Annotated in this window: 15 protein-coding genes; all 15 read left to right on the top strand. The window is 49.4% G+C overall.

What is annotated here, in order from left to right; translation table 11 throughout:
* On the top strand, positions 1 to 396 hold the full coding sequence (locus NST84_RS27330) for a phage baseplate assembly protein V (RefSeq protein ID WP_342563191.1): 396 nt from the start codon (positions 1 to 3) through the stop codon (positions 394 to 396).
* A complete protein-coding gene (locus tag NST84_RS27325; RefSeq protein WP_342563190.1) occupies positions 393 to 818 on the top strand; it encodes a phage tail protein in 426 nt (141 codons plus the stop codon). The genes NST84_RS27330 and NST84_RS27325 overlap by 4 nt, the downstream gene beginning before the upstream one ends.
* Entirely contained in the window at positions 815 to 1,147 is a 333-nt protein-coding gene (locus tag NST84_RS27320; protein ID WP_342563189.1) for a GPW/gp25 family protein, read from the top strand. The genes NST84_RS27325 and NST84_RS27320 overlap by 4 nt, the downstream gene beginning before the upstream one ends.
* Before the next feature lies 1 nt (position 1,148).
* A complete protein-coding gene (locus tag NST84_RS27315; protein WP_342563188.1) occupies positions 1,149 to 2,279 on the top strand; it encodes a baseplate J/gp47 family protein in 1,131 nt (376 codons plus the stop codon).
* Positions 2,272 to 2,823 carry a phage tail protein gene (locus NST84_RS27310; RefSeq protein WP_342563187.1) on the top strand — a complete coding sequence of 184 codons (552 nt, stop codon included), beginning with the start codon at positions 2,272 to 2,274 and terminating at the stop codon, positions 2,821 to 2,823. The genes NST84_RS27315 and NST84_RS27310 overlap by 8 nt, the downstream gene beginning before the upstream one ends.
* 30 nt (positions 2,824 to 2,853) lie before the next feature.
* A complete protein-coding gene (locus NST84_RS27305; RefSeq protein WP_342563186.1) occupies positions 2,854 to 6,204 on the top strand; it encodes a hypothetical protein in 3,351 nt (1,116 codons plus the stop codon).
* A 22-nt stretch (positions 6,205 to 6,226) separates the two neighbouring features.
* Positions 6,227 to 6,685, top strand: coding sequence for an XkdW family protein (locus NST84_RS27300; protein WP_342563185.1), 459 nt, complete (start codon positions 6,227 to 6,229; stop codon positions 6,683 to 6,685).
* Positions 6,686 to 6,919: 234 nt separating this feature from the next.
* A complete protein-coding gene (locus NST84_RS27295; RefSeq protein WP_342563184.1) occupies positions 6,920 to 7,219 on the top strand; it encodes a hypothetical protein in 300 nt (99 codons plus the stop codon).
* Position 7,220: 1 nt separating this feature from the next.
* Positions 7,221 to 7,418, top strand: coding sequence for a hypothetical protein (locus NST84_RS27290; RefSeq protein ID WP_342563183.1), 198 nt, complete (start codon positions 7,221 to 7,223; stop codon positions 7,416 to 7,418).
* Positions 7,419 to 7,518: 100 nt separating this feature from the next.
* Positions 7,519 to 7,782, top strand: coding sequence for a hypothetical protein (locus NST84_RS27285; protein WP_342563182.1), 264 nt, complete (start codon positions 7,519 to 7,521; stop codon positions 7,780 to 7,782).
* Positions 7,775 to 8,605, top strand: coding sequence for a glucosaminidase domain-containing protein (locus tag NST84_RS27280; RefSeq protein ID WP_342563181.1), 831 nt, complete (start codon positions 7,775 to 7,777; stop codon positions 8,603 to 8,605). The genes NST84_RS27285 and NST84_RS27280 overlap by 8 nt, the downstream gene beginning before the upstream one ends.
* Before the next feature lie 298 nt (positions 8,606 to 8,903).
* Complete coding sequence (locus NST84_RS27275) at positions 8,904 to 9,596, top strand: phosphoadenylyl-sulfate reductase (RefSeq protein WP_342563180.1); 693 nt, start codon at positions 8,904 to 8,906, stop codon at positions 9,594 to 9,596.
* Between the two features lie 45 nt (positions 9,597 to 9,641).
* A complete protein-coding gene (gene sat, locus NST84_RS27270) occupies positions 9,642 to 10,811 on the top strand; it encodes a sulfate adenylyltransferase (RefSeq protein ID WP_342563179.1) in 1,170 nt (389 codons plus the stop codon).
* A gap of 77 nt (positions 10,812 to 10,888) precedes the next feature.
* Positions 10,889 to 11,635 (top strand): N-acetylmuramoyl-L-alanine amidase CwlD, encoded by a 747-nt coding sequence (gene cwlD / locus NST84_RS27265; RefSeq protein ID WP_342563178.1) that lies wholly within the window; start codon positions 10,889 to 10,891, stop codon positions 11,633 to 11,635.
* A 90-nt stretch (positions 11,636 to 11,725) separates the two neighbouring features.
* Complete coding sequence (locus tag NST84_RS27260) at positions 11,726 to 12,832, top strand: Mrp/NBP35 family ATP-binding protein (protein ID WP_342563177.1); 1,107 nt, start codon at positions 11,726 to 11,728, stop codon at positions 12,830 to 12,832.
* Positions 12,833 to 12,863 lie beyond the last annotated feature (31 nt).

The raw sequence follows: 12,863 nt of genomic DNA, 5'->3' as shown, positions 1-12,863 counted from the left end.
ATGATTTTAATTGGACAAGTCTCCACAGCAGATCCGTCCTCCTGCAGCGTGCGGGTCACCTTTCCGGAACGGGACAACCTGGTGTCTGCTCCGCTTCCGGTCATTATGCCGGGCGGATGGGGACACGGAAATACTGTTCCGCAGCCGGGGGAGACTGTTCTTTGCGTGATATTGGAGAACAGCTATTCCGCCGGCTTTTGTCTGGGAACCTACTATGGATCAAAGGAAACAGCTCCAGGTAACAGGAATCAGCATGGCGTATGGTTTGAGGACGGCAGCTTTGTATATTATGACCGCAGTGCACGCCAACTTGTTATTAAAGCCTCCGGCGGCATGAAAATTGAAGGGGATTTAACGGTTACCGGTAATGTTGTCAGTTCAGGAGGTGTAATGTGAGCGGAACTGCGACGGAGAATTATACGATTGGAGCATTTGGACCTGTAATATTTATGGTTGACCAAGAAAAAGACAAGATTCTGACCTTCCAGGACCTGACACGGAGCAGTGCAGGCCGATGGACGCAGCATGATATCCTGGGGAAAAAACCTAAAAAAGAATGGCTGGGACCGGGAATTGATTCAATCTCCTTTACTATGCGTCTTGTTTTGAGCCGTGAACTCAATCCCCGGGCCGAACTTGACCGTCTTACAGAACTGGAGCGTGCAGGCAGGGCACTCCCGCTGGTTATAGGAAACAAGGGTCTGGGTACAGGACTATGGGTAATAACAAGCCTGTCTCAGGCATGGGAGCATATCGACAACAGGGGGCATGTCTATGCTGCAACAGTTGATATTGCATTGGAGGAGTATGTGAAATGATATTTATTTTGGATATGACGCAACCTTCCGTCATTAATTTTGCGCCGGCTACGATTGCCGAAGAGGTGGAGCAGAACATACGTACGATTCTGACCACACCCCTTGGCAGTACACCGTTAGCCCGCAGCATCGGGCTGGATTTCGGCAGCCTGGATACGCCATATCCCTTTAGGAAAACTCGCATGATGAGTGAAATCATATCTGCCGTGACGGAACAGGAACCACGGGCCCAACTTACAGAGATCACTTTTAAAGAAGGACTGCCAGATGCTTTAGCCGGGCACTTACGGGCAGTAATAAAGTACATCTTAAAGGAGGAGGTGGTATGACTTGGCACAAGCTGTAGAATTACCGGATATCCAGTTTGCTGCTGAAGAGGCGGCTGAAATCCAGCAAAACATAATTTCTGTATATGAAGGCCTGACCGGCCGAACACTGCAGCCTGCCGATCCGGTACGGCTGTTTTTATCTTCGCTGGCTGCTATTATCGTCCAGCAGAGGGTGCTTATAAACCAGACGGCCAAAAGTAACCTGCTCCGCTATGCATCCGGCATACAGCTTGATCATATGGGGCTATTTCAGGGGGCTGAGCGTTTATCGGCTTCCGCCGCGATCACTACTATGCAATTTACATTGTCAATTCCGTTGTCTTTCCCTATTGCGGTTCCGCAGGGAACAAGAATTGGAGTGCAGGGAGGCGACGGCTCTATTTTTTTTGTAACAGAGGAATATTTGGAGATACCTGCAGGGGGGACGGCCGGTGCGGTATCGGCAGTATGCTCGTCACCAGGTACAACAGGGAACGGCTTCTTGCCGGGACAACTTAATGTTCTGATGGACCAGCTTCCCTTCATACAGTCCGTAGCCAATCTGACGGCAACCACTGGCGGAGCGGAAAAAGAGTCGGACGAGGCATTCAGGGAGCGGATCCGGACTGCTCCGGATTCCTACAGCACAGCCGGACCGCAGGGGGCATATGAATATTGGGCAAAATCCACTTCCGCGGCCATTTTGGACGTACATGCCTTTTCCCCGGGGAATGGAAAGGTAACAATTGTCCCTCTGCTTGCCGGCGGGCAGATTCCGGGGCAGAATGTGCTTGACGCTGTTGCCGAGACCCTGGAAGACCGGGGAATTAGGCCATTAACGGACCAGGTGACGGTAACGGCTCCGACTTCCGTACCCTACAATACCAACATAACCTATTACATCAGCCGCAGCAGAGTCTCTGAAGTGCCCGCTATACAAGCAGCGGTCACCTCCGCAGTTGCTGCTTATCAGCTCTGGCAAAAGTCCAAGCTTGGACGGGATATCAATCCCTCAGAATTAATCGCACGTGTCATGACTGCCGGCGCATTGCGGGTGGTGAATGCTGCACCGGTGTATACGGCTTTAACGGCAACACAAGTTGCGCAGGAGGGTATGACAACTATCAACTATGGGGGGCTCGCCGATGATTAACATTCAAAAGGCAAGCCTGCTTGACCTGCTGCCCTCTCCGCTGCGGAACGATCCGGCTATGTCAGCGGCAGCCATTTCACTGGACACGCAGCTGCAGGAAACGACCGCTATGATAGCGGCGCTGGATATCTTCGGACGGTGGACGGAGTGGACGGAGGCCGAAACCGACGAGCTGGCTGTTCAATACCGGCCGCCCTATTATGATCCAGACTTGCCGCTGGAGCAAAAAAGGCTGCTGGTTAAGACATCGATTCCATTTCACCGGCAAAAAGGGACTGCAGCCGCTGTCGAAGATCTTATCGCTATCTTGTTTGGGGAGGGGGCTGTAGAAGAATGGTGGGAATATGGAGGAGATCCCTACCACTTTCGTGTCGTTACCAATAATGCGGATGTCACGGCCGCACGGGCACGGGAGTTTATAGATGCAGTAGATGCGGTAAAGCGTATCTCTGCCGTGCTGGATAGCGTTACTATTTCTCAATCGGAAGGGCTGCCGCTGTATATCGGCGGTTTTTTGCATTTCGGAGAACAAATTACGATTTAAGGAGGGACTACAGTGGCAGTATTTGGCGGAATGATATTAACCAACAAGGGCTTGGCGCTCCAAGGAAAGGCGCAGGCGGGCGCACAGCTGAATTATACGAGGATTGCAGTCGGTGACGGCTCACTGAGCGGACAGTCCATACCGGCGCTTAACGGACTGATTTCACCTAAGAAAACACTGCCCGTTAAGAGATTGCGGACGCAACCGCCCAACAAAGTAATTGTGGGTACAGTTTTATCCAACGCGGAAATCACTGCAGGATTTTATTTTCGTGAGGTAGGTGTTTTCGCGCAGGATCCGGATGCAGGAGAAATTTTATATGCTTATGCCAACTCGGGAGTTACGGCAGATTATGTAGCCCCCGGCGGCGGGACGGATATCATCGAGAAGGTCTTTGATTGCATTGTAACCGTAGGCACAGCAGCCAATATAACGGCAACCATGGATCATTCGCTAGTCTTTGCCCGGGAATCAGATGTTAACGCTAAATTTGACCCGTCAGCGGGACATAAGCACACAGGTGCCGCCGGTGATGCTCCCAAGATTACTTCGTCGGGGTTGGCTGACTCTTCCGTAGGGACAGTACAGCTGGGGGCAAAGGCGGTTACGCAGGCGAAAATCGGAGATAAAGCCGTCGGAACTGCGCAGCTTGCCGATGGGGGAGTAACGGATGCGGTGATCGGAAGCCGGACTTTATCCGACGTAACTGCCCCGTCTGTGGATACAGGTTCACTTACAGCGCTTTTTTCCGGTTTAGCCAACATGATCAAGCAGACGACGGGCGGAGCAACCTGGCGTACACTTCCAGTCATGACGATTGCGGCCATTAAAGCGCTTCTTGACGCAGCAACTAATGCAGCAACGGCTTCAACGCTTATAAAACGGGATGCATCAGGACGTGCTCAAGTGGCCGCTCCATCTGCTGCAGCTGATATTGCCCGAAAGGATACAGTTGATACAGCTATCAGCACGGCGGCGGCAGATGCCGGCTCAAAAGCTTCGGCAGCTCAGACAGCTGCGATAGCTGCGGCAGCAACGGATGCAACAGAGAAAGCGAATGCGGCTCAGGCAGCTGCTATAAGCGCGGCGGCCAGTGATGCCTCTACCAAAGCTAATGCTGTTCAAACTAATTTGACTGCCCATATCGGCTCCGGTGGAGCTGCACATGCAGATGTGACTACAACTACTGACGGTTTTATGATTGCTGCTGACAAAGTAAAGCTTAACGGCATAGCCGCAGGAGCCAATGCTTATGTTCATCCCAACCATACCGGAGACGTTACCAGTTCGGGAGACGGCGTTACCGCTATCGCCCCGGGTGTCATAGTCGATGCTGATGTAAATAGTGCCGCAGCCATCGGCTGGTCTAAGATAAATAAAACAGGCTCCTCGCTTGCAGACTTAGGAACCAAATCGGCAGCCGACTTAACCAGCGGCACCTTGCCGGCAGCCCGCCTACCTGCAGTAAGTGGCGATATTACAATGGCTGCGGGTACGGGGACAGCAGCGATTACAGCTGGTGCTATAGTAGATTCAGACATCAATTCTTCAGCGGCTATCGGATGGTCAAAAGTCAATTCTACTGCGGCCATCTCAGACGTTGATGTATCAACAACAGCAGCCATTGGCTGGAGTAAAATTAACAAAACAGGAGCTTCCTTGGCTGATCTGCCTACGCGATCCGCCGGGGATCTGTCCAGCGGTACGCTGCCTGCGGCGCGTCTTCCGGCAATTTCTGGAGATATAACAATGGCTGCGGGAACCGGAGCAGCAGTGATCACTGCAGGAGCTATCGTCAATGCTGATGTCAACGCGGCTGCAGCAATTGATGCTTCTAAAATCGGGACAGGTGTCGTAAATAATACGGAATTTGGTTATTTGGACGGGGTGACAAGCGGAATTCAGGGGCAGATAAACAGTGTAGTGAAAAAATCTGGTGATACTATGACAGGAACGTTGGCAGGTCCAAAATTTGAGGCAACTGCGGCAGCCGGTCTTTCCCATCGGGTTTCCGGTGATACGGTAGGCCTCACTCTATACAGATCAGGTACAAATGATTATCAAATCCGGGTAAATGACACAGGAGCAAATGTTCAGCAGGATACGGCCAAACCATCCGTAGTATTGGCTTTAGACGCAACAGCAGCATCTCCAACAGCTCGGTTTTGGTATAGACCTCCTGGTGGAGACAACAATTCCTGGCTCAACTCCTGGGAGATCAATTCCTTGTCGGGAGACATGTACACCAAGGATAAAAATGCCATGGTTAAAGGTGTCGCTGCAAGAACGACCGCAGATATAACCTATTATGTCCGCACAGACGGAAACGATATGAATACGGGGTTAGCAAACACGGCAGCCGGAGCATTTAAAACGATAACCAAAGCACTGTCTATGGTTCCGCAAGTTGTTGATCATACCGTTATTATTTATGTTGCAGCAGGAACTTACACCGAAGCTGTGAATGTTCAAGGGTTTACCGGCCGTGGATCACTGAACATAAGTGGTGCGACCGCTGCCACTACTACCCACAACGTTACTGGTGGAGTATCTTCCGCAAGAAACTTGTGCCGTATTTCAATTGTCGGATTGAGAAGTACAACTACTACTACACATGCATTTTATGTTATTGGATCAAATGAGACATTTTTTCAATATTGCAGCGCAGATGTAACCACTTCACAATTTGCCCTTTATGTCGAATCTGCAAAAGTATATTTCTGCAATAGTATAATCACCGGAAGAAGCAATATAGCTGTATACGCTCATGTGAATGGTGAGATCTTCGTCCAGGAATGCAACGGATCTTCCAACAACATAGGTCACCAAGCTTCATATGGGGGCAGAATTCACATAAATGGATCTTTTATAAGTTCTACTATTAAGAAAAATACGTCTGAAGGTGGGATAGTCACTGATGGAGCGGGTGCCACAAATCCGTGGGGAGATAATACAACACAGTATAGAACAGCTGCAGCTGGTGCGCTCGCTACTGCAGGGCAAGCAGTTGGTACGGGCGTATTTACTAAAATCAATTATGGCGTAGAATTTATTGACTATTTAGGTGAGTGGAATCTATCAACAGCCACATTTGTTCCGCAGCAATCTGGACAATACCAACTAACATCTGTAATTGCTATTCCGGGTATGCCCGGCGGATATTGGGCACAAGTATCTATTTTTAAAGACAGCAAAGAGGATCAGTGTTTGGCAAGAGGTATGAACTCAAATACGAATGATTTAATCGTGTCTGGTAGCATAACAACGGATTTAGTAGCGGGTCATTCTTACTATTTCGGGATTTATCATAATTCCCCATCGAGCATCAACCTTTCTACTGACGGACATTACTGTCATTTTAGAATAGTAAGAGTTTCATAAAATGGAGGAGAGGAATACAAAAATGAACATAGCATTAGCAATCATGCAATTATACCCGCAAGCAGTTCCAATGCAGGATTTCATTGTTCAAGACAACGGACCTGAGCCTGTCCTGAGACTGGGGGCTGAAGAGAAGGGCCTCATTTGTTATGAAATCAGGCCTCCAGCGGACAATGAGGTGTTAGTAGAGGGTATTCATTACCGTTACGGTACTGATTATAATCTGCTAACGGAAGGGGAGGATTACGATATTATTGAGCGTGGCCCATACATCGCTGTCTGGAACATGGATCAGCCTCAGCCAACAGAGTTAGAGCTACAGGCAGCCTGGGAAGCTTACGAAGAAGCGGAGGCAAGCAGGCCGCCGGTCATAACGGAAATGGAGCGGCTGCAAATGCGGCTGGATATGGCTGAATTGACCTCTATCAGCTTGATGGATGCTTTAGTGGCGATGATATCTCCAGCGGAAGGAGATGAATGACGATGTATTCTTTCGTGCTGAACATGTGGATTATACGTAAAGTAACGGATTTACAAGTTCGATCGTATTGCCCTTTGTTCCTCAAATCTTCCGAGGTAGATCATATTCTTGCAACGCCTCAGATTGACCAAGTTAAAGAATAATAATTTTCTACGCTGTTACAGGCGTTTTTATTTTGCCCCTGGTTTTCCGGGGGCTATTTACATTTAGAAAGGGAAGGAAAGGAGATGGAGGATGGGGAGCAATGATTTATCCAACCTGGAAAAGTTGCTGCCACTGGCAGAGAAGTATGGCCTGGCATATATAGTCGCACTGATTTTGCTGATAATAGTGATCACAATTGTAAGATCCATCGTTAAGGGCAGCCTGGTGCCGCGAGAACTGCTTGACCGCGCCGAAGAGGATCGGGATCGGCTTCAGGCAATTCTGGACAAAGAGCGGGCAGACTTTATGGCTCCGACGCTTGAAGTGCTGCAAAGGCTGAAAATTGATCATGCTGCTGTTAACAGCAACGATGAGGATAGGGGAGGATAACGTGCTGAGTAATTGGATCAAACGTCTATCACCCCGGCATAAAGAAAAAGAGAAGGAACTGCATCGGGCATCCATTGGGGTTACAGTTTCAATACGGCATTATAAAAATGCATCCAGAGAAATTCAGGATGAGATCGAAAACAATGGATTTGCCGAATTTTTAATTTACGATCGGGGTGTTAATCGTGGAGGTCACTGATTATGTATTGTTATTTGCATACGGAATATCATTCATCTGTGCGCTGCTGCTTATAGCCGCGCTTTTCTTGTACTTCCGGGGGAGATTTCGCAGCCGGGTCGTGAGTCTCTTTATGCTGGCTGCATTTTTCTTCTTGGGCGCTTATACGGTCAAGATGGCTGTAGCATTCTGGATCAGATTCAGCAGCCTATCTGGTGACTCCGCTGTCTGTGTAGCAATCCAGTCTCAAGTCTGGGCACTGGCACAGCTCGGAACAGCATCAGGACTGCTAATTCTTACAGTACTCATGTATACACGGCTAAAGGATCTGTTCCTGGTGCTGCCGGAAAGCAGGCAAAAGGAGGGGAAAAAAGCAAATGAGTAAAAAGTACACTAAAACAGCATTTTTTAAACTTTTAATTCCTACAGTTATTCAGGTGCGTTGCGAAGGAAGTGAAATTTTGCCCAGTGTTCGTCTGGCTCAAAATTGGTTGGAAACAGGCGGCACAATAAATAGCTGGAACAACCTTGGCGGCTATAAGGTCGGTTCCGGAGCAGCAACACCCTTTTGGAATGGTAGCAGCGTTAATACCAAAACGTGGGAAGTATATGACGGAGTAAAGGTTAATACATCGGCCAACTGGCGGGCTTACTCAAGCATTTACAATTTCTATAAGGATCAGGATCTTCTGTTCGGCAAAACCAGGTATGATCGCGTGCGTGAGGCCATGACGCCGGAAGATCAGACTGCCGCGCTATACAAATGTGGTTATGCTACCGATCCGGATTATGCCAGTAAGCTTATGAGTATTATCCAATCAAATATCTTGACACAGTATGATGTGCAGGCGGAGGAGGCGGAGGAATTGCGTGTAGAGGAAAGAAAACGTATTGAGAAGCTGGAGGCAGCAGTTGCAGCATTGACCAAAAGTAAGGATACCCTTAAAGAGGGATACACACGACAGGAGGCTACTTTCAAGGATCAGGCAAATCAGATTAAGGAATTAAGCACCACATTGCTGGGACTTACGGACACTTCCCCTCCAGTATGGGCTGAAGATGCGTTACAGGCTTTTGCTAATACACCGTCAGTACTGAATGGTTCCCCTGTAATGGATACACCGCACAAGGCCACATACACCGAGGCAAGGCTGATTACGATTTTATATCGTCTGGGGCTGGCGGCTATGCAGAACGGAGGGGAATAACCTTGGGAAATGTATATCAAAACATTATAGATAATGTGCTGAACCTGCATTTAAAGATAAGGATGCAGCAGGCAGGCTAAATGAAGCCATTCCTATATGTATCTGATAAGCTCAGAAAAGCAATGGAAATCCCCCGGCTAAGAGGCTAAATATGCATATTCCGATTCACACTGAAAACTTTAACCCAAAATGGATAAAAGTGTTGACTTCAGCGTTAGATCGCTTATACTATTCCATATAAGAATAGTTGGAATTGACGGAATATGCGTTTTTTATATATTAGGATGGAGGAGTACAAATGAATCTGCTTGAGAAAGAAGATTTGATTAAAGTTAAGGCTGAGGAACTGGAGAATGCTTCGCCGGAGGAAATTATCCGCTGGGCGGTAGAGACTTTTCCCAACATCACTTTTGCCTGCAGCTTCGGTGCTGAGGATGTAGTGCTTGTAGATATGCTGCAGAAGGTAAGCCCGTCAACAGATGTGTTCTATCTGGATACAGATTTCCATTTTAAAGAAACCTATGAGACCAGAGATGTTATGGCTGACAAATACGGGATGGAGTTTGTCCGGGTATCGCCGCAAATTTCTGTTGATGAGCAGATCCAGCAATACGGTGATAATCTCTGGAGTGTTGATCCTAACCAGTGCTGCGCGATCCGCAAGGTTGAGCCGCTGACCCGGATCCTGTCACAATATGAAGCATGGATTACCGGTATCCGCCGTGATCAGGCGCCAACCCGTGCCAACTCCAAGAAGGTAGAATACGACTATAAATTCGGTCTTGTAAAGTTTAATCCGATCGCTGACTGGACATCTGAGGACGTATGGAATTATATCCGCGCTAACAATGTGGTGTACAACCCGCTGCATGACCGTAACTTCCCGAGTATCGGCTGCGAACAATGCACCCGTGCTGTAATGCCTGGTGAAGACCCGCGTGCCGGCAGATGGTCAGGTAACGAGAAGACAGAATGCGGACTGCATAAATAATTCAGCACTCATATAAATGTTAACATACAGGAGGAGAGTACCCAGATGACGTCTATACTTCCACACGGAGGAACACTGATTCAGCGTATTGTGGAGGGAGCGCAGAGAGAAGAGCTGCTGCAGCAAGCCTCACAGAACAAGTCGATTGCAATTAATACATGGACAATATCCGATCTCGATCTGATTGGTGTAGGGGCCTTTTCCCCGCTTACCGGCTTTTTGAATGAAGCGGATTATCATTCCGTAGTTAACAATATGCGCCTTTCTGATGGTACTGTGTGGAGTATTCCGGTTACGCTTGCCGTACAGGATGAAGTTGTGTCCGGTCTTTCAGTGGGGGATACTGTTTCTCTTATCGGTGAGGAAGACGGCGTCATTTACGGGCTGCTCGATGTAGAGAGTATTTACAGTGTGGACCAGCAGGCCGAAGCCCAGAATGTGTTCAAAACAACTGATCCGGCTCACCCTGGTGTAAGCAAGCTGCTGGCACGTCCGTCAACTTACGTAGGAGGACCTATCAGAGTGCTTAACCGCCCGCAGCCGGAGAAGTTTGGAGAGTTCTATTTTGACCCTGCCGATACCCGGAAAATCTTCGCTGAGAAGGGCTGGAGAACGGTTGTAGGCTTCCAGACACGTAACCCTGTCCATCGTGCCCATGAGTATATCCAGAAGTGTGCTATGGAGGTTGTGGACGCCCTGTTCCTCAATCCGCTGGTGGGTGAGACCAAGTCGGATGACGTGCCGGCCAACGTTCGGATGAAAAGCTATCTGGCGCTGCTGGAGAACTACTATCCTGCTGACCGGACCTTCCTGGGCGTGTTCCCGGCCGCAATGCGTTATGCAGGACCGAGAGAAGCTATTTTTCATGCTATGGTCCGCAAAAATTACGGCTGCACACATTTCATTGTCGGCCGTGACCATGCCGGAGTAGGTGACTACTATGGTACTTATGAGGCACAGCAGATTTTCTCGAATTTTACAGCCGAAGATCTGGGGATTACCCCGCTCTTCTTCGAGCACAGCTTCTTCTGCGTAAAATGCGGAAATATGGCTTCCAGCAAAACCTGCCCGCATCCGGCCGATCAGCATCTGACCTTATCCGGTACCAAGGTGCGCGGACTGCTCCGTGAAGGGAAATGCCCTCCTCCTGAATTTACACGGCCTGAGGTCGCGGAAATTCTGATTGAGGGGATGTCCGAACAGGTCCACGCCTAAATGATATAGCCAGTACTATTTGGCCCTCTTGTCCCATATAGATGAGTAGAATCTATCGGGACGAGGGGGTCTTTGTTATGTCTGGCCGGAAGAAAGGGAAGGTCTCGGTCTGGATTGCCTGGAGCAGCATTAAAAAAAGCATGTTAGGGATCTTTCTGCTGGCCGTAATGATCGGGATTATAGCCTATGATATGCCTACTGCCAAAACGCTGAACTACTGGAGCCTGCCACTGTCGGGCAAAATTATTGCAATCGATGCCGGGCATGGCGGTCCTGACGGGGGAGCGGTCAGCAAGGACGGGCTGATCGAGAAGGATATCAATTTGTCCGTTTCCCTCTATTTACGGGATTACCTGCAGCAGGCGGGTGCGATTGTGGTCATGACGCGCGAGGGGGATTATGATCTTGCCGGGGAAGGGACAAAGGGCTACTCCAAGAGGAAAACAGAGGATCTGAAGCAGCGGGTCAGAAGCATTGAGGAGAAAGGGGCTGACCTTTTTATAAGTGTACACATGAACAGTGTGCCTTCTAACCGCTGGAGCGGGGCGCAGACCTTTTATTACCAGGCAAATGACGGCAATAAGGCACTGGCGGGCTTTATTCAGGATGAGCTGCGGACAACGCTTGAGAATACAACCCGTGTGGCCAAAACAGTGAATACGGTGTATCTGCTGAAAATGCTGAAGATGCCCGCGGCGCTGGTCGAGGTAGGCTTTCTTTCACATCCTGAAGAATCGGCCCTGCTTGGAGATGATGTGTACCAGCGGAAGGTGGCCACCAGCATTTACAGGGGGATTCTGCGCTACGCATCGGAGCAGCCTTGACGGGGACTACTAATCTGCTGAGGGGTAATGGTATAATAAGAACAATAAACCGGAGCCTTACCCGTCCGGAACGAAACAGAGGTGCTCTCGATGCAGACCAGGGAACAAATTCAGGAGCTTTTGCAGCCGCTTAAAGACCAGGAATCCGGAAAAAGCCTTATTGATCTGCAGCTGATCCGCGACATTATGGTTAAAGAGGACAGGATCTCGTTATCCATTGTATGTCTTGAGGAAGAGGATGCAAGCCGGATGGAGCTGGAGCAGAAGGTGCGTGATCTGCTTACCGAAAGCGGTGTGGAGAACATCCATATCCGCTTGCGCAATGCAACCGACTATGAGCGCTCTATTTTGCGTACAGAAGGTTCTCCGGACAAGCCGGAGCAAGAAGAGGGTACAGCGCTAAAAGGGCATGCAGCAGGCCTTGAGGACCATGAGCTGCTGGATGAGAACTCCGGCGTGAAGTTCATTGCTGTGGCCAGCGGCAAGGGCGGTGTCGGCAAATCGACAGTCACAGTTAATCTCGCAGTAGCCCTGGCACGTAAAGGTAAAAAAGTGGGCCTAATTGATGCCGACATCTACGGATTCAGCATTCCGGATATGATGGGCATTGAGGAAGGGCCGGTAGTCGAGGAAGGAACGATTATTCCTGTAGAACGCTTCGGGGTTAAAGTCATGTCTATGGGCTTTTTCATCCGTGAAAATAGTCCGGTCATCTGGCGGGGGCCGATGCTCGGCAAGATGCTCCGCCAGTTCTTTAGTGATGTAGGCTGGGGTGAGCTTGATTATATGCTGCTGGATCTTCCGCCAGGTACAGGCGATGTGGCGCTGGATGTTCACCAGATGCTTCCGCACAGCAAAGAGATTATTGTGACTACCCCGCATGCCACTGCGGCCTTTGTAGCGGCCAGAGCGGGCTCTATGGCGCTGCAGACGGAACATGAAATCCTTGGGGTTATTGAGAACATGGCCTATTATGAATGCTCCTCGTGCGGCAAACGGGATTACATCTTCGGACGCGGAGGCGGAGCGAGACTGGCGGAGACGCTGCATACAGAGCTGTTGGCCCAGGTACCGCTTGGTGCGCCGGACAACCATATCTCCGAGCCTGACTTTTCACCATCCGTTTATAAAGAGGAGACTGCGACGGCGCAATTGTTTGCCGAGGTTGCAGACAAGCTGATTGCAAAATTTGAATAACCAGCCCGTATTAAAAATGTGCAGAAACACC

It is taken from the genome of Paenibacillus sp. FSL R7-0345 (assembly GCF_038595055.1).
Classification (GTDB): Bacteria; Bacillota; Bacilli; order Paenibacillales; family Paenibacillaceae; genus Paenibacillus_AQ.
This window is presented reverse-complemented; position numbering and strand designations above follow the sequence as displayed.

What these genes read in the sequence shown, in the direction of transcription:
- NST84_RS27280 (WP_342563181.1), top strand. Translation starts at nt 7,775, where the DNA reads ATGAGTAAAAAGTACACTAAAACAGCATTTTTTAAACTTTTAATTCCT.
- NST84_RS27310 (WP_342563187.1), top strand. Translation starts at nt 2,272, where the DNA reads ATGATTAACATTCAAAAGGCAAGCCTGCTTGACCTGCTGCCCTCTCCG.
- NST84_RS27300 (WP_342563185.1), top strand. Translation starts at nt 6,227, where the DNA reads ATGAACATAGCATTAGCAATCATGCAATTATACCCGCAAGCAGTTCCA.
- NST84_RS27330 (WP_342563191.1), top strand. Translation starts at nt 1, where the DNA reads ATGATTTTAATTGGACAAGTCTCCACAGCAGATCCGTCCTCCTGCAGC.
- NST84_RS27260 (WP_342563177.1), top strand. Translation starts at nt 11,726, where the DNA reads ATGCAGACCAGGGAACAAATTCAGGAGCTTTTGCAGCCGCTTAAAGAC.
- NST84_RS27275 (WP_342563180.1), top strand. Translation starts at nt 8,904, where the DNA reads ATGAATCTGCTTGAGAAAGAAGATTTGATTAAAGTTAAGGCTGAGGAA.
- sat (WP_342563179.1), top strand. Translation starts at nt 9,642, where the DNA reads ATGACGTCTATACTTCCACACGGAGGAACACTGATTCAGCGTATTGTG.
- NST84_RS27305 (WP_342563186.1), top strand. Translation starts at nt 2,854, where the DNA reads ATGATATTAACCAACAAGGGCTTGGCGCTCCAAGGAAAGGCGCAGGCG.
- NST84_RS27295 (WP_342563184.1), top strand. Translation starts at nt 6,920, where the DNA reads ATGGGGAGCAATGATTTATCCAACCTGGAAAAGTTGCTGCCACTGGCA.
- cwlD (WP_342563178.1), top strand. Translation starts at nt 10,889, where the DNA reads ATGTCTGGCCGGAAGAAAGGGAAGGTCTCGGTCTGGATTGCCTGGAGC.
- NST84_RS27320 (WP_342563189.1), top strand. Translation starts at nt 815, where the DNA reads ATGATATTTATTTTGGATATGACGCAACCTTCCGTCATTAATTTTGCG.